At 55.5% G+C, this 21,658-nt stretch carries 20 protein-coding genes; 6 read left to right on the top strand and 14 right to left on the bottom strand.

What is annotated here, in order from left to right; all coding sequences use genetic code 11:
• Positions 1-4 precede the first annotated feature (4 nt).
• A complete protein-coding gene (locus tag ACR0B7_RS10860; protein ID WP_170389134.1) occupies positions 5-613 on the top strand; it encodes a TetR/AcrR family transcriptional regulator in 609 nt (202 codons plus the stop codon).
• On the opposite strand, the gene ACR0B7_RS10855 is transcribed toward ACR0B7_RS10860, so the two are convergent.
• From ACR0B7_RS10855 to paaA, 5 genes are read right to left on the bottom strand one after another with little or no spacing between them, the layout of a single operon-like run.
• Entirely contained in the window at positions 610-1,677 is a 1,068-nt protein-coding gene (locus ACR0B7_RS10855; protein ID WP_170576792.1) for a ferredoxin--NADP reductase, read from the bottom strand. The genes ACR0B7_RS10860 and ACR0B7_RS10855 overlap by 4 nt on opposite strands.
• Positions 1,678-1,688: 11 nt before the next feature.
• Entirely contained in the window at positions 1,689-2,147 is a 459-nt protein-coding gene (gene paaD / locus ACR0B7_RS10850) for a 1,2-phenylacetyl-CoA epoxidase subunit PaaD (RefSeq protein ID WP_170415877.1), read from the bottom strand.
• 5 nt (positions 2,148-2,152) lie between these two features.
• Positions 2,153-2,920 carry a 1,2-phenylacetyl-CoA epoxidase subunit PaaC gene (gene paaC, locus ACR0B7_RS10845; RefSeq protein ID WP_170415875.1) on the bottom strand — a complete coding sequence of 256 codons (768 nt, stop codon included), beginning with the start codon at positions 2,918-2,920 and terminating at the stop codon, positions 2,153-2,155.
• Complete coding sequence (gene paaB / locus ACR0B7_RS10840; RefSeq protein WP_170415873.1) at positions 2,920-3,210, bottom strand: 1,2-phenylacetyl-CoA epoxidase subunit PaaB; 291 nt, start codon at positions 3,208-3,210, stop codon at positions 2,920-2,922. Before paaB ends, paaC begins: the two co-directional genes overlap by 1 nt.
• Positions 3,211-3,214: 4 nt before the next feature.
• The gene (gene paaA / locus ACR0B7_RS10835) at positions 3,215-4,210 is read right to left on the bottom strand and encodes a 1,2-phenylacetyl-CoA epoxidase subunit PaaA (protein WP_170415871.1); all 996 of its coding nucleotides are present in this window, start codon (positions 4,208-4,210) and stop codon (positions 3,215-3,217) included.
• 210 nt (positions 4,211-4,420) lie between these two features.
• Between paaA and ACR0B7_RS10830 the strand changes: the two genes are divergently transcribed.
• Positions 4,421-5,266, top strand: a complete 846-nt coding sequence (locus tag ACR0B7_RS10830; RefSeq protein ID WP_170563264.1) for a Rossmann-like and DUF2520 domain-containing protein — start codon at positions 4,421-4,423, stop codon at positions 5,264-5,266.
• Positions 5,267-5,302: 36 nt separating this feature from the next.
• Here ACR0B7_RS10830 and ACR0B7_RS10825 read toward each other — a convergent pair whose 3' ends face one another.
• From ACR0B7_RS10825 to ACR0B7_RS10815, 3 genes are all read right to left on the bottom strand, one after another.
• Entirely contained in the window at positions 5,303-6,634 is a 1,332-nt protein-coding gene (locus ACR0B7_RS10825; protein WP_170559437.1) for an MATE family efflux transporter, read from the bottom strand.
• A gap of 263 nt (positions 6,635-6,897) precedes the next feature.
• The gene (locus ACR0B7_RS10820) at positions 6,898-7,362 is read right to left on the bottom strand and encodes a GFA family protein (protein ID WP_170485868.1); all 465 of its coding nucleotides are present in this window, start codon (positions 7,360-7,362) and stop codon (positions 6,898-6,900) included.
• A 32-nt stretch (positions 7,363-7,394) separates the two neighbouring features.
• The gene (locus ACR0B7_RS10815) at positions 7,395-8,684 is read right to left on the bottom strand and encodes an NADH:flavin oxidoreductase/NADH oxidase family protein (protein ID WP_170559435.1); all 1,290 of its coding nucleotides are present in this window, start codon (positions 8,682-8,684) and stop codon (positions 7,395-7,397) included.
• 198 nt (positions 8,685-8,882) lie between these two features.
• Between ACR0B7_RS10815 and ACR0B7_RS10810 the strand changes: the two genes are divergently transcribed.
• Entirely contained in the window at positions 8,883-9,926 is a 1,044-nt protein-coding gene (locus ACR0B7_RS10810; RefSeq protein ID WP_170485866.1) for an AraC family transcriptional regulator, read from the top strand.
• Positions 9,927-9,933: 7 nt separating this feature from the next.
• Here ACR0B7_RS10810 and ACR0B7_RS10805 read toward each other — a convergent pair whose 3' ends face one another.
• Positions 9,934-10,869: a LysR substrate-binding domain-containing protein gene (locus ACR0B7_RS10805; protein WP_170741048.1), complete on the bottom strand. Its 936-nt coding sequence runs from the start codon at positions 10,867-10,869 to the stop codon at positions 9,934-9,936.
• Positions 10,870-10,978: 109 nt separating this feature from the next.
• Here ACR0B7_RS10805 and ACR0B7_RS10800 point away from each other — a divergent pair, with 109 nt between their 5' ends.
• Positions 10,979-11,692 (top strand): sterol desaturase family protein, encoded by a 714-nt coding sequence (locus ACR0B7_RS10800; RefSeq protein ID WP_170570488.1) that lies wholly within the window; start codon positions 10,979-10,981, stop codon positions 11,690-11,692.
• Between the two features lie 499 nt (positions 11,693-12,191).
• Positions 12,192-13,091 carry a bile acid:sodium symporter family protein gene (locus ACR0B7_RS10795; RefSeq protein ID WP_170418807.1) on the top strand — a complete coding sequence of 300 codons (900 nt, stop codon included), beginning with the start codon at positions 12,192-12,194 and terminating at the stop codon, positions 13,089-13,091.
• Positions 13,092-13,149: 58 nt separating this feature from the next.
• Here the strand turns inward: ACR0B7_RS10795 and ACR0B7_RS10790 are convergent, their stop codons facing one another.
• The 5 genes from ACR0B7_RS10790 to gntH form a co-directional block, all read right to left on the bottom strand.
• Positions 13,150-13,605 carry an acyl-CoA thioesterase gene (locus tag ACR0B7_RS10790; RefSeq protein WP_170485863.1) on the bottom strand — a complete coding sequence of 152 codons (456 nt, stop codon included), beginning with the start codon at positions 13,603-13,605 and terminating at the stop codon, positions 13,150-13,152.
• 360 nt (positions 13,606-13,965) lie between these two features.
• On the bottom strand, positions 13,966-15,228 hold the full coding sequence (locus ACR0B7_RS10785) for a HupE/UreJ family protein (RefSeq protein WP_170485862.1): 1,263 nt from the start codon (positions 15,226-15,228) through the stop codon (positions 13,966-13,968).
• A gap of 4 nt (positions 15,229-15,232) precedes the next feature.
• Positions 15,233-17,011 (bottom strand): hypothetical protein, encoded by a 1,779-nt coding sequence (locus ACR0B7_RS10780; RefSeq protein WP_170418801.1) that lies wholly within the window; start codon positions 17,009-17,011, stop codon positions 15,233-15,235.
• Positions 16,962-17,771, bottom strand: a complete 810-nt coding sequence (locus tag ACR0B7_RS10775; protein ID WP_480681453.1) for a hypothetical protein — start codon at positions 17,769-17,771, stop codon at positions 16,962-16,964. Before ACR0B7_RS10775 ends, ACR0B7_RS10780 begins: the two co-directional genes overlap by 50 nt.
• Before the next feature lie 62 nt (positions 17,772-17,833).
• Entirely contained in the window at positions 17,834-19,168 is a 1,335-nt protein-coding gene (gene gntH / locus ACR0B7_RS10770) for a guanitoxin biosynthesis MBL fold metallo-hydrolase GntH (protein WP_170576793.1), read from the bottom strand.
• A 170-nt stretch (positions 19,169-19,338) separates the two neighbouring features.
• Between gntH and ACR0B7_RS10765 the strand changes: the two genes are divergently transcribed.
• Complete coding sequence (locus ACR0B7_RS10765) at positions 19,339-20,667, top strand: tetratricopeptide repeat protein (protein WP_170485861.1); 1,329 nt, start codon at positions 19,339-19,341, stop codon at positions 20,665-20,667.
• Positions 20,668-21,658 lie beyond the last annotated feature (991 nt).

Below are 21,658 nucleotides of genomic sequence, written 5' to 3'. Positions count from 1 at the left end.
GCCCGTGGCGCGCACGATCGCAAAGGACCACGACCAGAAGCGTCAGAGCATCCTCTCTGTTGCGGCCAGTGTTTTCGCCCGAGAGGGCATCGCGCGCGCCTCGATGAATCAGGTGGCGAAAAGCGCTGGGATATCAAAGGCTAATATCTACCACTACTATGACAGCAAAGAGGCATTGCTGTTCGATATTCTGGACTCATATCTCTCGGAATTGAACGATCGGGTCTCGGGCGTGGACTTGGAAGGCAAGCCTCCCGAAGAACAACTGCATCTGGTTTTGCGCGAATACCTGCTGGCCTATGAGGGCATGGACTACGAGCACAACATTCAAAGCGAAGGCGTGTCGTTGTTGCCAGAGGACATGCAAAAGGTGCTGAAAGCCTACCAGAAGGACATGGTCACGCAGATGAGTGGCATTCTGGATGCGGTCAGCGGCGGCAAGCTGAGCACAGAACGACGGCTGCTGCGCGAGTTGACTATGTCGGTCTTTGGGATGTTGAACTGGTACTACATGTGGCACCCAAAGGCGTCACGTTCCGACCGCGAGGATTATGCGGTAACCTTGTCGCGGTTCATTATGGCCGGATTGCCGGGCGTGCAGGCCGCCGACTAGTACCCGCCCTCGTCGTAGTCCCAAACCACTTTGTCTGCCACAGGAAAACACTGACAGGTCAGAACTAAGCCCGCCTCAACCTCGTAATCTTCCAGGGCGTGGTTCGCGACCATTTCAACCTCGCCTTCAACCACCCGCGCCTTGCAGGTTGAACAGACCCCGGCTTTGCAGGCATGCGGTGCGTCCAGATTTTCGGCAAGGGCGGCTTCCAACAGACTGGTATCTTTTGGAATGGTAAAGCTGCGGCTGACACCGCCCAAGGTGACGCGGCCTTTGATCCCCTTGTCGTCATTGGTTTTTGAAGCGGCCCGTGACTTAGCCCGCCCAGGTTGCGAAGACGCGAACAATTCGTACCTAATCTGATCCTTGGTCAATCCGTGATCTTTCAAGGCTTGCGAAATCGCCAACATCATTGGTTCCGGCCCACAGATATAGGCCAGAGATACCGAGTTGATGTCGATCCAGTGCCGAAACATTGCCGCGCATTTCTCACCGTCTACCCGCCCTTGGAAAAGGTCGATTTCTTGGCTGTCATCCTCGAGGATGTGAACGATATTCAGCCTTTGCAGATAGCGGTTTTTCAGGTCCTCCAACTCTTCCCGAAACATGATCGTGTTTGGGTTCCGGTTCGCGTAGACCAATGTGAAACGCGCGGATGGATCCTCAGACAGCGCGGTTTTCAGGATCGACAGGATCGGCGTGATGCCAGACCCGCCAGCAAACCCCAGATAGTGTGGCGCATCCACGTTGGCTGCCGCGTGAAAATTGCCCATTGGGGTCATCGCGTTCATCACGTCCCCCACTTTCAGTTCCGAGTTGACCCAGTTTGAAAAGGCTCCTCCGTCGACACTCTTGACTCCGACCTGCAAGATGCCCTCGTGCGGTGCCGCGCAGATAGAGTAGGACCGGCGCAGCTCCTCGCCATCGAAATCTCTTTTGAAGGTCAGATACTGCCCCGGCGCGAAGGCGAAGTTCTCTGGAACTTCCGCCTTCAACGTCACTACGACGGCATCGCGGATAGTTTTATGGATGTCTGTCACCGTGAGAGGATGAAACTTGGCCATGATGTGGGACCTCAGATGCATTTGAAATAGTCGAAGGGTTCCAGACAGTCTTTGCACCGCCACTGCGCCTTGCATGGGGTCGAGCCAAATTGACTGATCTTTTCCAACTGGTCGGACTTGCAATGCGGACATCGGGACGGCCCACCCGCAGGCTGGGGGGGTGCGATCCCAAAATCTTCAAGCCTTGCACGGCCTTTCTCGGACAACCAATCAGTTGTCCAGGCCGGAGCGATGCGCGTTTGGATGTTCAAGTTGTCCACGCCGTTCTTTGCAAGCGCGGTTTCGATGTCCATCGAGATCACGGCCATTGCCGGGCATCCTGAATAGGTCGGCGTTATGGTCACAGTCACCTGATCCTGCGCGACCGAGACATCGCGGATGACGCCCAAGTCTACTACCGAAATCACCGGAATTTCCGGGTCAGGCACTGTTTCGAGCCAATCCCAAATTTGCGCTTCGCTTACGGACATGGCACCTACCACGCGGCTCCGGGGTAGGAACGTTGCAGGGTCTGCATGACGGCCAGCATATGACCCAGATGTTCCGTGTGTCTGAAACCCCTGCGGCCTCCGCTCTGGGCGTAGCTTCCTTCGGGTACGGTCAGACATGCCTCGTTCAGAACGCACTGTACCGTGTCCAGCCAGAACGCGCGCATATCCGAGGGCAGAGGGGCAATTCCGGCCTCGGCCATTGCGTTGTCGGTTGCGTCGTCGGCAAACATTTCACCGCTATACGGCCAGAGATACGACAGCGCATCAGCCATCCGATGATTGCTTTCGGCGGTTCCGTCACCCAAGGCAATAACGGTGTGGGACGACCGGTCGAGGTGATACAGAGCCTCTTTCAGGCACTTCGCCGCGATTTCGGCCACGCGAGTATCCGCCGAGTCCTGCAGCCGTGTCAGCCACGGCACCTGATACGCATCAAACAGGAATTGCCGCATCTGAGTGCGCCCAAAATCACCGTTTGGCACTTCGAGCATCAGAAGGTTCCGAAAGTCGTAAACGTCCCGCAAGAAGGCCAGATCATCGGCAGACCGATCAGCGCCTTCGACTTCACCAGCGTATCCCAGCCACATCTGCGTCTGTCCGATCAGGTCCAGCGCCATGTTTGCCAGCGCGATATCTTCCTCCAATACCGGTGCCACGCCGCACCATTCGGACGTCCTGTGCCCCAGAACCAACGCGTTGTCCCCTTGTCGCAAGAGGAACTCGAACAACGGGCTATTCTGCTGCGCCTGCATCACATTTTCCCCACTTCTTCGGGGATGTCATAAAAGGTCGGGTGCCGGTAAACCTTGTCACGGGCCGGATCAAACAGTGGACCCTTGTCCGAGGGGCTGGATGCCGTGATCTTTTCGGCCTCGACGACCCAGATGCTGACGCCTTCATTCCGCCTGGTATAAACGTCGCGCGCATTGCGGATTGCATGTGCCGCGTCCGCAGCGTGCAAAGAGCCGACATGACGGTGGCTCATTCCGTGCTGCCCGCGAATAAATACTTCCCAAAGCGGCCATTCGTTGTTCTGTGTCATCGGGTTACTCCGCGGCTTGAGAGCGTTTCTTGGATTTTTGCGCGTGGGCAAGCATCGCCTCACGAACCCATGCGCCGTCGTCCCACGCTTTGCGACGTGCGCTCAGGCGCTCGGCATTGCAGGGACCGTTGCCGGATATCACTTCAAAGAATTCCGACCAGTCAGGCTCGCTGAACTCGTAATGGCCGGTTTCGTCGTTCCAGCGCAGGTTTTCGTCAGGGATCGTCAGGCCCAAAAACTCGGCTTGGGGAACGGTTTCATCAACGAATTTCTGTCGCAGCTCGTCGTTGGTGTTGATCTTGATCTTCCACGCCATTGACTGCGCGGAATGGACACTGTCCTTGTCCGATGGGCCGAACATCATCAACGCGGGATACCAGAACCGGTTCAGCGCATCCTGTGCCATGCGCTTTTGATCGGCGGTGCCCTCTTTCGCCATCTTGATCATGATGTGATAGCCTTGGCGCTGGTGAAAGCTTTCTTCCTTGCAGATACGCACCATGGCGCGGGCGTAAGGCCCGTAGGATGTGCGCTGCAGCGGCACCTGATTCATGATCGCAGCACCATCGACCAGCCAACCGACCGCGCCCATATCGGCCCAAGTCAGGGTGGGGTAGTTGAAGATTGACGAGTACTTCATCCGCTCGGAATGAAGCATTTCAACCAACTCGTCCCGACTGACCCCAAGCGTTTCCGCAGCGCAATACAGGTAAAGACCGTGGCCTGCTTCGTCTTGCACCTTAGCGAGCAGGTTTGCTTTTCGTTCAAGCGTCGGTGCGCGGGTGATCCAGTTTCCTTCGGGCAATTGGCCGACAATCTCGGAATGTGCATGCTGACCGATCTGGCGGATCAGGGTTTTCCGGTAGGCGTCCGGCATATAGTCCTTCGGCTCAATCTTTTCGCCTTGATCGATGCGATCCTGAAAGACCCGGTCCTCGGGGCTCATGTCGTCGCGGGACTGTACACCTTTGCCGGTGGATTTGACCATCTGTGCATACATGTTTGCGCACTCCTCAAACGCAATAACCTGCAAATGCCGATCCCCGTCGGCGAATCCATATATGATTCAGCATCAGGATATTTGATGCATAATATGTTACTGAAAAGTAGAAAAGCAATATTTGTGTAACATATTTTGACGAAACGCTCTGCTTGAGAGTTTGGGCCGCATCGACAATAGATGTTTCAAGCAGGACAGGAGGCCGACGGTATGCAGAGTTTGAGCGTTAATATCATTGGCGCCGGGCGGGTCGGCCAGACATTTGCCCGACTTTTACAGGACAGGGCGGGCTATGTCCTTCAGGACGTCTCGAGCGCGCGGGGGGCATCGGCGAAAGCCCTTGTTCGTGCGGTCGGGCAGGGCCGCGCAGTTGATGATCTGGCCGAGGTTCGACCGGCAGAAATTTGGCTGCTGACCGTGCCTGATACTCAGATCGCTTCCGTCGCGGGTCAACTTGCCGAGGTCTTCCAGGCGCGGGCAAAGCCCACTGCTTCGCCCTTTGCGTTTCATTGCAGCGGCTTTTTCCCTGCCGATCAGATGGCCGCCTTGCGCCAGTTGAATTGGAGGCTGGCAAGTGTGCATCCGGTTCTTTCTTTTGCCGATCCAAAGGTTGCCGAAACGCAGTTCCAGGGTGCGCTTTGCGGAGTAGAAGGAGACAGCGATGCAAGCGGAGTGGCGACAGCCCTGTTCGAGACCCTTGGCGCCACATGCTTTCCCATTAGCTCTGATCGCAAGAGCCTATACCATGCTGCCGCAGTCATCTCGAATAACTTCACGGTTGTTCTGCAGGCCGTTGCGCGTGAGGCATGGGAATCGGCAGGCGTGCCCGATCACATTGCCCGGCAGTTGAATGAAACGCTGCTGCGCGGAACGTGTGAAAATGTCTGTGCGCAAGGCCCCCAGGCCGCTTTGACCGGCCCGGCAGCCAGGGGTGACGATTTTGTGGTCAAAACCCAAGGTCAGGATGTGTCCAATTGGAATCCCCGGGCCGGACGCGTTTACAGCGATCTCAGCAAGCTGGCCAAGTCACTCAGCAAGAGCGGAAAGACGCTTTGACGTGTGGGCCTGTGTCATCGGTCGAAGACCCGCCTCTTATCGCAGCGCTTTGCCCCAATCCAGTTTCCAGACACTTAAGCCAGTGATCAGGCCAAAGACTGCCATTCCAACAAATACTGTGCTGAAGAACAGGTCAATTGACGCCCCTGATCGCATAAGGAGCCAACCCATAACGGCCACAAGAACAAGCCGCGAAGTTCCAGCTATGATCGGCCAAATCACCTGTCCAGCGGCCTGAGACGCGAAATAGAGGCACAGGCCAAGGCCCATGAACGCGTATCCGGGTCCCGCCCAACGGAAATATGCGGCGGATGCGGCAAGTACTTCGGGGTCATTCGTGAACAAGCCGGACCAAAGCGATGGAAACATGGCTACGGCACAGCCAACGAACCCTAGAACCACTGCGCCCATCAACCCTCCGATCCAGCCGGCAGCTCTGGCGCGGGCAAGGTCCCCTGCACCAATTGCTGTCCCAACAAGGGGAAGTGTTCCGATGCCAACGGAAAAGGCGATCGGGATCAAGAGGAATTCCAATCGTGCCCCAATGCCATACCCCGCAATTTCGGCTGCACCCTGCGACGAAATATAGATCGTAAGAAGCATCGCGGTCAGCGTGCCCTGTATCGGAGACAGACACGCCAGACCGCCGACACGGCCGATTTCGGACAGGATCGACCGGTTCAATTTGCCAAGATCAAAGCTGAGCCGTACCTGACTTGGGCCGAAACGCAAGATAGCAATGCTTGCCACTGCGCCGCAGGAAAAGGCGATCACTTGCCCCCAAGCGATACCGGCAATTCCCAGATCTAAAACGATGCCCAACACTCCGCCCAGCACCATCTGGCTGATCGCAACTGAAATGGTCAATATGGCCGGGCCTGTCATATGCCCTGACCCTCGCAACACCGAAACAAGGGCGTTCATGATCCAAAGACCGGGAATTGCAAAGGCGGCGACCCGCGCATAGCTCCACGTGAAGTCCAGAACTTCCCCCTGAGCACCCATTGCCCCGAGCAGAGTAGGTCCGGCCCAAAGCAGTCCAGCGGCAAAAGTCAGCCCCAGCAGAGCGCCCATAACAAGCGCGTGCAAGCCCATTACCTTGGCTTGGTCAATGTCCCCGGACCCCAGCGCCCGACTGACGGCGGAAGACACGCCTCCGCCCAAAGCGCCGGCTGACATCATATGTTGCAGCATGACGAGAGGGAAAATGAAGGCATGGCCAGCAAGCGCCTGAACGCCAAGAAGCCCGACATAGTAGGTCTCGACCGTGGCCGAGGCTGTCACGATCGTCATGGCCGCAAGGTTGGGCACCGCAAAGCGGACCATTTGCGGCAGGATGGGTGCAGTTAGAAGTTCGGGTTTTATCATGTTGAGTAGCGTCGCGCAGTGAGAGGAGGATTGGCGCAAGTTGCCGCGAATAGTCCGAGCGATAGGGTCCCGGTCAATCCTTGCAACTGTTCAGTTGCGTCACGTTTTTTGTTTTTGAGCGTGACGCTGGGTCGGAAATGTCGATTGCCTTAAATTAGGGCGTAAACGAGGCCTTGGGTGGCAGGTTCGATTCAGAACTATTCGCTTGGCTTTCAAAGCTGGGCGTCATTGTCGGTCATGCCCGCTGATAGCCCGACACTTAGTCACCCGTGTCCGCGCCAAAGCCCCTTGAGAAGATGTCGTGATAGCCTGATCTGGCTGGGAAGGTATCCGTTGGCCTTGGGTGCGGCGTCATCGTGATCTCGGACCCGATGATTATAGAAGATGTGGAAATCTGGTGGCGGAAGCTGCGCCTGCTCGACGATCCGCGCCGAAGGCACCAGCAGCAGTTTGGGAAGCAGCGGGATTTCCAGCTTTTCCAAGGCGGGATTTCCGCAGCTTGTGCATTTTCCGCGCTGAACAACCGGGGGCTGTTTCAGACACTCATACGCAATTTGACCGCATTCTGTCTGATCCACGTGCGAGGGTTGGTACAACAGCACGTCGCCAAATTCTGCATTGTTGAACCTCTGACAGATCGTACAGTGGCAGATCGCCCGAAACAGCGGGCGACCTTGTGTTTTGAATTTGACCTGTCCGCAAGCGCAGCGTCCGTTAGACTGAGTCATGATTGCTCCCCAATTTTTTAGCAGCTACGCAATCATGCTCTGACGCGTTTGACGGCTTTTCCGTTTTTCCAGAAGCGGTACATGACCTTAAGAGCGGGCCAGACGCCGTCGGCCTTGGTCTGGACCTTTTTGCCCTGCGAGATCCGTTCCAGTTGCATCGTGTACCAGCTGATCTCCATGATCGCCATCGCGTCGATCTTCTTGATGCCCGAGCGGATCGGGGCGACCGGCGATGCGTGGCTGGGGTTCTGCATCACATGCGCGCCAAACTTCACGTCCACGGCAAAGGGCCGGGCAACTCCGGCCATGTCGACGGCACCCGAGGCCAGCGCCTCGCTCATGCCAGCCGCCGAGCGGAACCCGCCCGTCACAACCAAAGGAGTGTCGATCTGCTTTTTCACCTTCTCGGCATATTCCAGGAAATACGCCTCGCGCTTCTTGGTGCTTTCTTTCTTGGCCTCGGCCTTGCCCCTGCGGTTCACCGGATTTTCCCAGCTGCCGCCCGAGATTTCGATCAGGTCAACGCCAAGCCGGTCCAGACGCTTGGCCACCTCGATCGAGTCCGCCTCGGTGAAGCCGCCCTTCTGGAAGTCCGAGGAATTGATCTTGATGCCCACATTGAACCCGCCGCCGGTGCGCGCTCGGATGCGGTTGTAGACCTCCTCGACAAAGCGGAAGCGGTTGTCAAAGCTGCCGCCCCACTTGTCCTCGCGCCGGTTGTGATGCGGCGACAGGAACTGGCCGATCAGATAGCCATGCGCGCCGTGAAGCTGAACGCCCGAGAACCCGGCCTCCTCCAGACGCGCGGCGGCTTCTGCAAACCGGTCGATGATCTCTTCGATCTCGGCATCCGTCAGCGCGCGCGGAGGGACGAACAGGTCATTCTCGATCGGCACGACCGAGGGCGCAACGGGCGCGTCATTCACCATCTTCGGCGATTGCTTGCCGGGATGGTTCAGCTGCGGCCAGATATGCGTGTTGGTCGCCCGCCCCGTCGCCGCCCATTTGCGCAGAAGCTCCATGTTGCTGTCCAGCAGCGTGTCAACGACCAGCGGCTCGTTCATGTGCTTGCCGTCGACCATCATGTTGCCGGTGATCAGAAGGCTCGCTCCGCTGTTGGCCCAAGCCTCGTACAACGACACATGCGCAGGTGTCGCACGCCCATCCGCCGTCGCCAACGCCTCGTTCATCGAAGCCTTGCAAATACGGTTCCGAAGGACCGTACCAGACCTAAGTGTCAGGGAATCCCCTAGCGTCGCGGGTTTAAGATTTTCCTGAGCCGTCTTCGTTTCAGGCGGCTGTGTTGTCAGAGTGGCAACCATCAGATTTGCTCCCTTTTCTGCGGCGCCGACTGTGCAGTGCGGAAAGCCTTTGGGTCATTGAATGCCAAGGCGTCACACTGTGGGTCGCAAAAGCGCCGTGATCTCTTGCACGCTATGTATGTCACCACATCCAAGATGCCGATGTTTGGAGCGGACATGTTTTTGACATTTTCGGCCATTCTCTGTACTGCGCGACTCATGGATAGAAATTCGCGAAATAGATCTCCGGGCAGCATACGTATCTTGTGCGAGGCGGCCCCCGGCTTTGGGGTGGCGCCTGAAACCTGCCTGCTAGGCACCGGACTGGTTACGTTTGACCTGTATGGGAACGACACCAAGGTGTCCCTGACGCAGGAAATAACCGCAATTGAAAACTTTCTGCATCATGCTCCACGGCGCCATGGATTGGGGATCGAAATCGGGCGACGTTTTCGACCCGAAGTGTTTGGAATATGGGGGTACGCGATCCTCAGCAGTCCAAGTTTTCGGGCCGGCCTGAAGGTTGCTATGGACTATGTGAACCTGTCTTTTCTTTTTGCCAATCTGGAGTTGGTCGAGGACGATGACACACCGCGATTGATCTTCGATACCAGCGATCTGCCTGCAGGTATCAGGAGCTTTGTGCTAGAGCGTCATCTGACAGTCATGGCCAATTTCAGCCAAGAGGTGTTGCCCGGGTTCTCATTGTCGAACCTGACGTTTCGCACGACGGTCCAGGACCCCGATTTTGCCACGGCCGTTCACAGCTATCTTGGCGTCAACGTCGCTATTGGGTGCGATACGGATGCCATCGTTCTTCCCGAAAAATTGCTTGATCTGCCTCTGCCCAAGCATGATCCCGCCGCGATGGAATACTGCCTGCGTCAGTGCCAAACCCTGCTGAATATCGAGGAAGACACACAGCCCAATCTGACCTCGCAGGTGCGCGAAGCGACCTTGATGGAGATGGGAAACGATCCGACAATCGTCTCGATCGCGTCCAAGCTGGGTGTAAGCGAGCGCACGTTACGGCGGCGTCTGTCGGAAGAAGGTAGCAGTTTCAGGAAAATTTACGTCGAGGCGCGCCTGGCCATAGGCTACGAGTTGCTAAGTACGGCCGGGCTGGATGTATCGACCGTCGCGTGGCGGACAGGATATTCGGAGCCTTCCAGTTTTGTCAGAGCGTTCACCAGACAATACGGCTATCCTCCGGGCTCTTTGAGAAAGCGTGCGGGACAATCTGTCGAGCGTTTGACCGGATGACAGCGCTTCACTGGGCTTCGTTCAAACTGCGGGCAGATTGCGCAATGAGATCAGTCAGCCAGGAATGACCCGGATCAGTGGTTCGGCTTTTGTGCCAATAAAGGCTCATCTCAATGTTTGGACTTTCAAATGGCAATTCCAGCGTGGTCAACTTTCCTGCACCAACAAGCGGATGAGCCAGTCGGCTTGGTATTACCGCGATCAGATCGGTTTCGGCCACGACTTGCGGCATCGAAACAAAGCTGGACATCTGCATTACAATATTCCGCGCAGGAAGGGCACTGCCCATCATGAACTCCAAAGGGGTTGTCCTTCGGCTGTTCTGGCTGCGTAGCACGCCGGAACGCCGAACCAGAGACACTTGTGGCAACGTCTGGAACTGTTCCAGCGAAATGCCAGTTTGGGCGCAGGGGTGATCTGTTGCGCAAATCAGGGTCAGGGACTCTTGTAGGAGGCTGAGCGAGTCAAAGTGGTCCTCGGGCAGTCCGGTGTAGTCAAAGGCATAGCTTAACCGTCCATCTTTCAATCTGGTTGGAATGTCGTCCAGATAATCGGGATGAATCTTCCATTTCAGATTTGGGGCGCGCTTTCGAGCCGCATGCATAAAGACCGAGGCCCACAGATGTTCGACAGCGTGGTTCATCGAGATGTCAATTGTACGGGAAAAAGTGGCGGCCGAAAAAGCCTGACCTTCGATGCCGCTCCGAATGAGACCAAGCGCAGGAGCGATTTGCGCGTGCAGCTCAATTGCCCGTTGCGTGGGCCTCAGCCCTCTGCCGGTGCGCACGAACAGGTCATCTTCAAATCCCAGTCGCAACCTCTTGAGCGCGTTGCTGACCGCTGGCTGGCTCATGTTCAGGCGCTCGGCGGCTTTAGAGAGATGTTGTTCCTGCATAAGCGAATCGAAAATCGGAAGCAGGTTTAAGTCGTGGTTTCTGAGCATTGTTCGCAACATTCACCGTGATGATAATATTCTTAGATAATATAAATTAGACACTATAACAATTCTGCATACTTTCCTCCGAAACTTTTTCAATTGGGAGGATCGAGTCGTGAATGACAATGCCAGAGCGAAATTCCGCGCAAAATATCGTGCCGAAGTAAGCCCCAACTACAGTGGGTTTCTGCACCTCGCCGTGGTGGTTTTTGGCGCGGGTTCGCTGATCTGGTGGGGCGTGAGCAAGCTTGTTGATTTTCAACTCTACCAACTTTGGTTCGTTGTCGTGGCATATGTTGCGTACAATCTGGGCGAATGGGCGTCTCACAAGTATTGGGGTCACAAAAAGACAAAGTTGTTCAAGTTGTTCTACCAGCGCCACACGGGGGATCATCACACCTTTTTCGTAGATAAGGCGATGGAATACGAAATGGTTCTGGATTGGCGGGTGGTGATATTCCCGATTTACCTGCTGTTTGTGACAACCGCCTTCCTCTCGGTCCCTGGTGCTCTGGTGTCCTACTTTCTGTTTGGTGGAAACTATGGGTACTTGTTCTTCATCACGATGACCTCGTGCTATCTGGCATACGAAGTTCTGCACTTCAGTTACCATTTGCAGCGCGGCTCGGTTCTCGAACGTATTTTCCGCCTGATTCCAGGATGGACATATCTGCGCCTGTTTCACACGGTTCATCACAACCGCGATCTGATGGCAGAAGGCAACTTCAACATCACCTTGCCGTTGTTCGACTGGATACTCGGCACCCTGTATTTTGACGCTGAATCGAGCGGGAAGACCTCAAAGAAGGGCAGGGCGGCGCAAACCTAATACAGTCTTGCGTTGCGGATGGCGGGCTGAGCCCGCCATTTTGCGTTTCAAGTGCTCGCCTTACTGCGAGCTTAGGGAAATACCCTTGATCGGCAGGCGGCCAACGCGATCAGGCCGCCGCGCCGATATGAATATTTGGCCGAATGTGTCAACATATTGTCCGGTCAAGCGCTGTCACCGCTGGCTCTATCCAGTATTTTTTTTTGCAACGGGATGAGGCGTGGTTACCCCACGTACAGGACGGAGGAGGACCGGCCGATGCAAAGGCACCGGTCCGTCAATACGGAGACCAAAAGGCACAAGCATTTTCGTACGTCAGTTCACCACTGAAGCGATCAATGAACTTGCGGCTACAATGATCAAGGCAACCGAGTGATCGGCAGTCGGGTCAACAAAACAGTGAATTTTTAAATACCAGTCACCACAACCGGTAGGCCCGCTTGAATGCCGCGATGACGGCACAGGCGGGCCCATTTTCATACAAATACGGGAGAGCACGATGGATTTTGCAATTAACGTAGGGGTGCCGATCGCTCAGGCATTCATAATGTTCTCACTAGGGCTTGGGCTTGAGATCGAAGACTTCCGCCGCGTATTCCGCCGCCGGACCGCTTTTGCGATCGGAGCGTTTTCTCAACTTGCTCTGCTTCCGGCTGTAGCCTTCCGCGTAATCGTAGCCTTTGATCTGCCTCCGGTTATGGCGGCCGGTCTCATGTTGCTCAGCTTTTGCCCCGGCGGTGTCAGCAGCAATGTGATTACCAAACTGTCTCGCGGAGATCTTGCCCTGTCCGTGTCGATGACTGCGGTCACAAGCGTCGTGGCATTTGTCACGGTTCCGCCGCTCGCGACTTGGTCGATCCTCTACTTCATGGGCGAGAATGCGCCCGAGTTTTCGTTCTTTGAAATTGCGATCTTTACCTTTCTTGTCACAACGTTGCCTGTCCTGACGGGCATCTTGGTGCGTCACTTCCTCAGCGGTCTGGCCCGCCGATTGGAAAGCCCGTTGCAGAATGTCGCTGTTGTGTTCTGGGCTTTGCTGGTCGCTGCGCTGTTCGTTACAAACCGCGATCTGATTGTCACTTACATGCCAACGCTTGGGTATTCGACAATGACCTTGCCATTCGTTCTGATGCTGATTGGTTTGGCCCTCAGCAAAATTCTCGGATTGACCAAGTCCGAGAGCCGAACGGTTGGAATTGAGACGAGCGTCCAGAACTCGCCGCTTGGTATTACTTTGGCGATCGTGATTACCGGCACAAGCACGTCACTCAGTGAGGTTCCGATGGCACTGCCTTCGGCCATGTATTCGATCACGATGTACCTGGTGGTGCTGCCGTTCATGTTCTACTTCCGCAGGGCGGGCCGAAAGGAAGCTGTCGAAGGCGTGGCGGCAGAATAGCCGCTCAAACTAAAGCCCTGCCCGATATCGTGTCGGGCAGGAGAACCGGCCGTGCAGGTCAGCCCGTGACCGAGATTTTCACGTCGTAGTTTGTTTTGAAAATCTCGGGCATCCGAACAGGGCGGCCTGTTTTCAGATTTGTGCTGACATAGTCAGATTGCGCCCGCAGGATTGTTTTTTGATCCCCGAGGCGGACGACTTGAAACAGACGGCTGATCCGAAGGCGCTCGTCATTCGACAAAATCCAATTAAACACAACGACTTCGTCGTCCAGAAACGTTGATGACAAGTAATTGATTTCATGGCGCACAGCCGCCATTCCGCGGTTCAGGTCAATGCAGGCTTGCTCGGTCAGCCCAACAGAGCGCGTATGTTCCCAAACAGTAGCGTCCAACCATTTTAGGTAGACTGCATTGTTCACATGGTGGAACCCGTCGAGATCATCAGAAGTCACGCGAAAGCGCTTCCAGAATGAATGTGGATGATCGGCAAGGTCCTCAATATTTGCTTCCATTTCCATTTTCCTGCTTGGATTGGGCGGAATTGTCCGTTTTTGGATTTATTGGGTTGCGCTGTCAGGCAATGGTAGCCAGATGCCGTTGCCGTTTTGTGGCTTTCGAGCGCAACTTGGACGTCGCCAAAAACACTTGCCTGATACCTCTGAACATTCCCGTGTTTCCTGTTTTCCCAATATTGTCAGCAGGTTTGGAATTGTGGTCAACGCTAAAGCGCGTTGGTTCCGCAGCGTTCTTTAGGGCTGAGTGGACTGTGGTTGTGTGGCAGAAATCCATGTCTGAACGCCGCGATTGGCGAACTGTCAGAGTGAATGAATTTGATTTTCTGGAGTTCAAGCCCTTTTGAGCAATCGAAAGCGTCAGGTAATCAACGCTGAAAATCGTTCCACAGCCCAGATCATCGCAACCACTGAAATCGACGCGGCTATGAAAGTTCGTGCCCCGAACCATATGGTCGCGGGCATACGCCTTAACATGACGACCAGAGGCCAGGTTACCAGCACGATCATCAATTGCCCGACCTCGACCCCGACATTGAAGGCCAGAAGACTTTGCCAGACGTTGTCGGCGTCGACCTTCAAGATTTCCCGAAGCATGAACGAAAAGCCAAAGCCGTGCAGCAACCCGACACCTGCGGTCACGCCAGCGGCGACCAGATAAGAATGTTTCCGTTCGGGTCTTTGAAACACGGCATCGGCTGCCGCCAGAATAATGGTAAGCGCAATGGCCGTCTCAACCGCTGGAATGAACCACGGAGCCGACGGAGCCAAACCGAAAAAGCCCATGATCAAGGTTACGCTGTGTCCCAGCGTGAATCCCGTCACCCGTGCAAGCAACGCACGCAAACTCAGTGAGCCGATGACCATGCACAGAACAAAAAGTACGTGGTCTATGCCCTCAATGATGTGCCGGATGCCTTCAACTACAAATGTAGCAGCGGCAGAGGACGCCGTTCCAGTTATTTCCAGAGGTGAGGCCAGCAATCCCTTGGCGCGATAGGTGCGGGTTTCGTCATTGCGATAGTCCAGGATCAGATTTGCGGTTTGGTCCTGCTCGGGAAGACCCGGATCGGCCAACATGGACAGTGTGTAAGCGGCATCCGATGCGTTCGAGAATTGCAGCATCACATCGACGACAGCGTCCCCAACATAAACCGGCCCAGCCAGGCGCAAATCACCGGGTTCCGTTTCAAACGCCTGCAATGCCTCGGCTTTTGTCGCAAATCCCGGTTCTTGTCCAAGCGGATAGACCCTCAGAGCGACACTGCGACCCGGAAGCCTGACACCACCTTGTTGAAAGACAAGCTCGTTTCGGACAAGTTCGGCCAGCGCGAGCGGGTCTCGGAACACTGCGTCTGCGTCAACCAGATGCATCAGGGCATCGTCCTGAAGCTCGTTTGTCGTGAAAGGTGCCGGGTTGGGCAGGCCGTCCGCACCCATTGGGCCGACTTTATCGGCCACGATATAGGGCATTGGCGTCCGCATCATTATGGTCAGCCCATCGTTGTCGTGCACCACGTGAAAAATGCGAACGTTTTGGTTCAGGTTGAAATGCGCCAGTGCGCCGCCAGAGAACAATATGGCTGATAACACAAAGACGAGGAATGTTTCGATGAACCGCATGTTTCTAGCCTTCTTTCTTGGCGCTCAGGACAGTCAATCCGTCCAGTTGCCACTGATCACCATAGCGCGATACGTTCATCAACCCTCGGTACTGGATAGATTGACGATGTAGATGCCCCCAATGCCCGCCACTGACCTGTGCTGTCCAATTTGCAAGGATTTGATGATCCCCGCGGGTTTCTCCGGGGGAAAGGCTTTCGATCTGCAAATCGACGATCTTGTCTGTTCTTGCCAATGCCCCTGACGGCAGCGTCACGGAGAGGCCGCGCCGTAGTTCATCGCCTACTTGTGTTCGACTGTCCGCGTCGACAAACGGGTTCAGAGCGGTCTCAAACCGCTGCGCGTTCGGCTCAAGCATCGCGGTGCTGATGTTGCCAAGCAAGCCTTCCACAACCAAATGGGTTGCCGCTTCATCCGGTGCCCGATCATTTAAGAAGGGCAGAGAATACCGTATCGGTAGGGTTACAACTGATGCGGCTGCGAAGGCGCCAAACAATCCTACAAATACTGTTCGCCGCGTCGCCGTGCTGCGCCGAGCCAAGACAGCACAAAGCGCGGCGGCCAAACCAAGCCCGATGGCAAACAACGGAAGATTCATGATACCGGCGGTTTTCACCACAACGGGCTGCGTTTGGGGGTCTTCCCAAGACGTAAGGTGGTTGTTCCAGACCACGGCAGGATCAGACTTGTAAATCTGCGAGGGTACGGCCCCGGCGGGGTCGCTCAGGGTAACAGGAATAGTTTCGACATCATTGGGGAAAAGCTGCCATGTCATGTCTACACGGTTTGCAAGCGCGTTGTGCGGATAGGACAGAACAACGCCCAACAACATGGTTGTTCGCAGGGCTTCTGCCTCGTCAGGAAGAACACGTAATCCGTCAGCGCCAACCGCAATCCGAGAAACCTGAACAGTTTGGGCATCAACGTTCGCTCCATCGATCGAGACTGGATTGTGGCGCTCGAAAAACGCCGCCGTTTCCGATTTTATCTTGGCGACCTGATCGGGCGAAAGCCGTTCGGCATTGCCCAGATCCAAATCGGTCCATTCTTCAAAATCCTTCAAGCGAAAGATGATCTCATGGCGAACTTCACGTGGTTCCATCGATAGGAATGACATCAGGGGTGACTTGTGATGGCGCGTCAGGTTTGGGTTCTCGAATGTGGTGAACCACGGGTCTTGCCAATTGGGTAGCATGGTTTCCGAACGCGACAGATACCGGTAGTCTGTTACGGGAACCCCGGCATGTTCTGCCACCATGCCAATCGAAGCCAAAGGAATACCTGCTTCGTTCAATGGCGGCGTGAATGTGATCTGTTCGGGTTGGCCCTGAAATTGAAACTCCATGTCCACAAAGACGACATCCGCGCTTCGCGGTCGGGGGGCCACGACCCTGCTGGCGGCAGTCTGTCTGGGCGTTCTGGGCCGGACGTCGATCGCCCGCACCACCGGGTTCAGAGGTTGTCCGTCAGCCGAAACTATAAACGTCTGCCCCGTCCGGTCCGCCAGAGAAGTGCCTTCTCCGTCATCCGGCGCGACGAAGTGGGGGTAGTCGCTCAGGTCAATTTCCAGCGCGACTCGGACGCGATCGTTTTCAACCACCAGTTCCGCAAAACTGGGCGCTGTCTCGCCTCCATAGGGCGAGACAAGATCCGCAATGGCGGGACTGGGGCCAAGCATAAGACAGCCCAGAAAAATAGCGCCTGAAAGGCTTAGAGTGATGCGCTGGCTGGCCTCAGAAGTGAAACGCGACAGCCGCATAGAGGCCGTTTTGATCGACATCATACGCAAATTCTCCGTCTGACCGATCCGTCGAAAAATCGATTCCATAGAATTGATAACCGAACCGCAACGAGGTGTTCTCCCAGCCTTTCCAGTCAAATCCGGCCAGGATCAGGTACTGAAGGTTGTCGCCGTTCACACCAAAGCCGCTTAGTTCCGCACGGCTGGCAAAGCCCCATTTTTCATTGATCTCAGTCGCATAGCGAATGGCCACCATCGGTTCAAACCACTCTTCTGTGCCGCCCAAGGTTGTACCCGGACCGGGGCCAGCTATGTCTAACTCTTGTTTCAACCGGTTCCACTGCACTCCAAGAGCGACATCGGCAGCGTAGCGTTTGCCCGATGCGTTCACTCCGTTGGCGAACCTGTACGCACCCTGCACGTTTGCGAAGGTCTGACGAATGTCCACATCTACTGTTGCACCACCGACCGGCAAAGTCGCATCCTCGCCAAGTTTTACGTAGTAGACCTCAGAGATGATCCCGAAATCTCCGTTCCAGCCTTCGTACCGGACCGACGCTGCCCCTTGCAGCAGGTCGAGAACTTCGCTGAGGTTCAAATCGAGATCGACACTTGTTCCGCCGACCGTGGATGTGCCCGTAGTGCTGAGAGGAAGAAAAAGGTACGGCGTGATCGAATGTCGCCAAGACCCGTCGTCGCCTTCTGAACGGGCAAGCGACTGTGCCGTTGCGACCTGAGCCGTTGAGATTGCAAGCCCGAAACTCAGAACCAATCCCGCTATGAAACCAATGTATTTTTGCATTGCGGTTCACCAGATAACTAACAAAAAGGCGCGGGAACTGGCCCCGCACCTTTCATCCTATGTTACTGTTCGTCTCCGGGATAGGGAAACTCTTGACCCAATGCCTCGGACGCTTCCTCGAAGATCGGGCGAAGCACGTCATCCACGTCATCATACCCCGATTTTGTGAAGTCCGAAAACTGCATGGCCTCTAGCGGCACACCAGATCGTTCGGCGAATTCAGCCCTGTCGTCCTGTGACGGCACTTCGGCAGGGGCGGCGAGGGGCGGTGACCAAGTTCGTTCTTCAGTGGCCGCCATTCGGACGGTTATGTCGTCCTTGGTGACGTTCCAAACCATGAAGTCATCGGCCATGCTGAGCGGCCCGTCATAGGTCGAGCGAATGCGCTCAAAAACGCCGGAAGACGTATCGAAGTCGTTGAAGAAGTGATAGGCCACAGCCATACGGGGCTGGATGTCGCTCATTACTTTGCCGAAGGCTTCGGGTGCCGTGTGAACCTGTGTTCCGACCAAAAGAGCGGATTCCGGTGTGAATTTCATTTTCGTCACCAGTTCAGGGACCGCGATAAAGCATTCATGGATCGCGAGATCAGCGTTTTTTGCGTATTCCTTGAACCATTTGTTCGGGTAGGTGTCCGAGCTAAAAACGAACTTCAGGCCGTTCCATTTCAGCGCATAGCTGACAGCACCATCGATTGAATGGATGGCGGGGAAGGTGCGTATCTGAACCCCGTTTTCATCATAGATCACCTCGTTTTCGAGCTTGTAGTCGAATTCGGTGACCTCCATTGAATAGCCGCGGAAATCAACATTCCCGGCGCGCCCGGCCAGGTCCCATGTCAGCATCTTCTGCATGTGGTCCAAAGCGTAGGCGGTTCCAAGTTCCTCGGCAGGTCCGCTTGGTCCCCATATCCGCAGCGGGACATTCCGCCCCATCAGCGCGCCACCGATAAAGAGGTCATGCAAGGCACCAAAATGATCGGTGTGCAAGTGGCCGATAAATATCTTGTCCAGATAGTTGTAGGGGATTTGCAGCGATGAAATTCGTTCGGCCGAACCCGAACCAATGTCGAAAAGAAACTTGTCACCGTTGCCCAGTTCGACAAGGAAGCACGCGGCTGCCTGTGCCGCGCGCGTTGTGGGCATCCCGGTTCCGCAGGCGATCACGCGCATTTCGTCTTCTGCCAGGTCTTCCGTGTTAGGGTAGTAAACGTCGCGTGGCCGATCACGTACTTTGGTCGGTGAAACCGCCTCGGTCTCCTGCGCGTATGCGGCACCTGGTGAAAGCAATTCACCCAATGCTCCGGTTAAGGATGGGGGCGCTATGGCCCAGGCTCCAAATGCCAATCCAATAGAAAAGTGCTTGCCGAATGTCGCGAAATCTGTGCGCCGTGTCATGAGGTTCCCCTTTTTCGGTCGAACGACGGTGCGTTCAAAATCGAGGTCAAGAATCCGGCCTCGTCAGGTTGTTCTGGTCCAACACTGCTATTGAATGACAGACAACGTAAGTGACTCACGGTTAGAATAGGGGAGACTCACGCGGATTTCGTTGCAAGTATGTGAATGTGATGGATTTTCCTGACGACATCCCAGAAACTGCGAAGCGCCAAGCCCTTGCGGGCGTGTTGGGCGATACTCATTTCGATGGATCAGACAGGCTGCGATCCTTTCTGACCTACGTGGTCGAGGAAGAGCTGGCAGGTCGCGGCGGTGACATTCGCGGAAAGACGATTGCGCAAGATGTTTATGATCGCGATACAACGGAAGGTGTGGACCCAGAGAACGTGGTTCGGGTTGATGCAAGGCGCCTTCGGCAGCTTTTGGAGCTGTATTATGAAGGGGCGGGCAAAGGTGATCCGGTTCGCCTGCACATCGACACAGGAGGATATCGCCCACGGTTTCAGGAAGTGAAGACCGCCTCCGGCCCCCTTCGCGCGGCAAACCAAAAAAGGCAGTGGATACCTTTCGCGGCATTTTCCGCAGGCGCCATCGTGGGTGCTCTGATCGCGGCTAGTTTCTTGCCATCCAAACCAGCAGAGGAATTGAATACACAAAGCGCGGATGCCGCGCAGAACACACCCGAACTTTTGCGGCACGCGGCAATTTATGAGAAATCACCTGCTGCTTTGCAGGCATTTAACCTTGCACGGCAAGCCAGGGCGATGATTTTCCCGATCTTCGATCGGCCACGCCAAGTACTTGTTCTTTCTGTTTTTGAACGCGTGATCGAGATGGATTCGACCTTCTTTGGCGGCTACGCCGGGGCGGCTCAGGCGCTGGCAACGCTGTCGATATTGTCACCGGACCCGCAGGACAAAGAGAACTTTGCGACAGCGGCAATGGAATTTGCTGACGAGGCCGTTCGATTGGCACCGGATCAGGCGTGGAGCCAATCGGCAAAAAGTTGGGCGTACCTGGCCAATGGCAATTATGACGAGGCATTGACGCTAGGGCGCCGCGCCTCTCAGCTTGATCCTCGGGACGGGGCTGTGTTGGATTTCTTCGGTGCGGTGGCCCTGTTCTCTGGCGAATTTGAAGCAGCGGTTGAGACGGCGGATCGTCAGTCTCTGCTGGCGTCCAGCAATCAGAGATTTGCCAATCGCAACATATCCGGGGCTGCGCATTTTCACCTGGGCGAGTACGAGACAACGATTATCAGGTTTGAAGAAGCAAAGCAGTTGGGTGATCCTCTCAGCGCGCCATCCCTGGCCTATGCGACGGCTTCACTGGCCGCGTTGGGACGCGAGAAAGAAGCGCGCTCGAAACTGGCAGAGTTGGAACAGGCGTGGCCTGAAGCGCCCGTGGATACAATGTTGAAAAGTATCTATCAAAATGACTCCCATGCCGAGGAGGTCATTGACAGGCTGGTCGCATTGGGATGGTCCGGCCCTTCGTAATTTCCAGAAAGTCTCAGTAAGGTTTCTGGCTCCAACCTTTTTCACGGTTTGGGTCTGTGCACGGTTTTTCAGAGCCTGGCCGAGGAACTGGAAGCTGCTCCCTTTTGGGCGTTGCAGGAATTTGCGCACCTCATAAGCAGAGCCCTTCACGTGCCGAAAATTTATCCCTTGTACAAATTGGACCAGATTTTGAAATGGCTGAAATATGCGATACTTGCCGGTCTGCGCGCTGCGATTTTAACGGTCGTTTGTCGGTATGTTTGTCCGCGCGTTGCCTTTCTGGCAATCGAAGGTTTGATCCCTGTGCGCTATCGGATAAACCGCCGGGCCGACCTATTGGCGTCGCTCTGCAATGGGCGCCGAAGTCAGCCAAAAAGCAGCTGCCGCCATGGCAAAGTCAAAAGTTGTTCTTGAATAGGGCGGCGCAATTCAGCCGTCATAGACGGCTTCCGCAAGCGGCGGAAACCTGACAGCAGCAAGAGACCTGATCGGTTGGGATCGCGTAAGAGTTTCTCAGCATATGGTTGAACCCGGCCCCGGGGCATATGTTGACGCTAAGTGGGGTGGTTCAAGGGTATGCAACCGATCTGGTCGCTCGGGTGCAGAAGCAGGCGGGTTGGAGAAATACTCTGGTCTATGTCGGTGAATTCCACGCTGGCGCAAAGGTTTGGTCTTTGGGGTGCCAGATCCAAGCCACGGTATTTCCAAAACCGTCAAGTTGAAGAACAGAGCCATTGCAACTTCTAGCCAATTTGCAATGCGGCTGAACTTTGTGCGATCCCATATTCTCGATCCCGCTTGGTCCGCAGTCAGCGTTCAAGAGGCCGATGCGACGACGGCCTGTCGCGTCCGTGCTGACGGCGTTATTCGCACCCTCACGCCCAAACCAAGGCCCAAGTAATATGGGCCCTGGTTTGAGTTGTGTTTTTAAGCGCAGGCGTTGATTGCGCGTTTTGTCATGACGCTGACGAGGTGCGCGCGGTAGTCCTTG

Source organism: Ruegeria sp. BB6, from assembly GCF_056539385.1.
The sequence above is the reverse complement of the archived record's forward strand: the minus strand, read 5'-3'. Positions and strand labels throughout refer to the sequence as shown.

What these genes read in the sequence shown, in the direction of transcription:
- ACR0B7_RS10825 (WP_170559437.1), bottom strand. Translation starts at nt 6,634, where the DNA reads ATGATAAAACCCGAACTTCTAACTGCACCCATCCTGCCGCAAATGGTC.
- paaD (WP_170415877.1), bottom strand. Translation starts at nt 2,147, where the DNA reads ATGTCCGTAAGCGAAGCGCAAATTTGGGATTGGCTCGAAACAGTGCCT.
- ACR0B7_RS10830 (WP_170563264.1), top strand. Translation starts at nt 4,421, where the DNA reads ATGCAGAGTTTGAGCGTTAATATCATTGGCGCCGGGCGGGTCGGCCAG.
- ACR0B7_RS10785 (WP_170485862.1), bottom strand. Translation starts at nt 15,228, where the DNA reads ATGCGGTTCATCGAAACATTCCTCGTCTTTGTGTTATCAGCCATATTG.
- ACR0B7_RS10775 (WP_480681453.1), bottom strand. Translation starts at nt 17,771, where the DNA reads ATGCAAAAATACATTGGTTTCATAGCGGGATTGGTTCTGAGTTTCGGG.
- ACR0B7_RS10855 (WP_170576792.1), bottom strand. Translation starts at nt 1,677, where the DNA reads ATGGCCAAGTTTCATCCTCTCACGGTGACAGACATCCATAAAACTATC.
- ACR0B7_RS10765 (WP_170485861.1), top strand. Translation starts at nt 19,339, where the DNA reads ATGGATTTTCCTGACGACATCCCAGAAACTGCGAAGCGCCAAGCCCTT.
- ACR0B7_RS10820 (WP_170485868.1), bottom strand. Translation starts at nt 7,362, where the DNA reads ATGACTCAGTCTAACGGACGCTGCGCTTGCGGACAGGTCAAATTCAAA.
- ACR0B7_RS10810 (WP_170485866.1), top strand. Translation starts at nt 8,883, where the DNA reads ATGGATAGAAATTCGCGAAATAGATCTCCGGGCAGCATACGTATCTTG.
- ACR0B7_RS10780 (WP_170418801.1), bottom strand. Translation starts at nt 17,011, where the DNA reads ATGATGTCGATCAAAACGGCCTCTATGCGGCTGTCGCGTTTCACTTCT.
- ACR0B7_RS10815 (WP_170559435.1), bottom strand. Translation starts at nt 8,684, where the DNA reads ATGGTTGCCACTCTGACAACACAGCCGCCTGAAACGAAGACGGCTCAG.
- ACR0B7_RS10790 (WP_170485863.1), bottom strand. Translation starts at nt 13,605, where the DNA reads ATGGAAGCAAATATTGAGGACCTTGCCGATCATCCACATTCATTCTGG.
- paaA (WP_170415871.1), bottom strand. Translation starts at nt 4,210, where the DNA reads ATGTATGCACAGATGGTCAAATCCACCGGCAAAGGTGTACAGTCCCGC.
- ACR0B7_RS10795 (WP_170418807.1), top strand. Translation starts at nt 12,192, where the DNA reads ATGGATTTTGCAATTAACGTAGGGGTGCCGATCGCTCAGGCATTCATA.
- ACR0B7_RS10805 (WP_170741048.1), bottom strand. Translation starts at nt 10,869, where the DNA reads ATGCTCAGAAACCACGACTTAAACCTGCTTCCGATTTTCGATTCGCTT.
- paaC (WP_170415875.1), bottom strand. Translation starts at nt 2,920, where the DNA reads ATGCAGGCGCAGCAGAATAGCCCGTTGTTCGAGTTCCTCTTGCGACAA.
- paaB (WP_170415873.1), bottom strand. Translation starts at nt 3,210, where the DNA reads ATGACACAGAACAACGAATGGCCGCTTTGGGAAGTATTTATTCGCGGG.
- gntH (WP_170576793.1), bottom strand. Translation starts at nt 19,168, where the DNA reads ATGACACGGCGCACAGATTTCGCGACATTCGGCAAGCACTTTTCTATT.